Source organism: Paraburkholderia sp. SIMBA_053 (assembly GCF_046534895.1).
Classification (GTDB): Bacteria; Pseudomonadota; Gammaproteobacteria; order Burkholderiales; family Burkholderiaceae; genus Paraburkholderia; species Paraburkholderia caledonica.
Map to the genome: position 1 here is coordinate 1 of NZ_JAWRXU010001458.1, position 244 is coordinate 244.

Genomic DNA, 244 nt, shown 5'->3' on the forward strand with positions numbered 1-244 from the left:
CTGGGTGCTTGCTGGTGGCTAACGTACGATCGTGATGACTCGCGCATTAGCGCCAGTGGTCTGCAACAAGGTTTTGTCGAGGAACGTGCCCTGAGGCAACTTCTCAACCTCAGCGTCTACCTCGTCCAACCATTCGCGGAACTGGACGGCCTGCGCATCGTTTCTGAAAAACGCGCTCTCACCGATGATCGAAACCAGCACGCCCCCGTCCGCCAGAAGCGAATACGCGTGACGTGCATGCTTG

The 244-nt window shown here is 57.8% G+C and carries 1 pseudogene; it reads right to left on the bottom strand.

Features of this window, described 5'->3' with window-relative positions:
• Positions 1-18: 18 nt before the first annotated feature.
• Positions 19-244: pseudogene (locus SB753_RS40450) on the bottom strand (hypothetical protein); the annotation flags it as partial.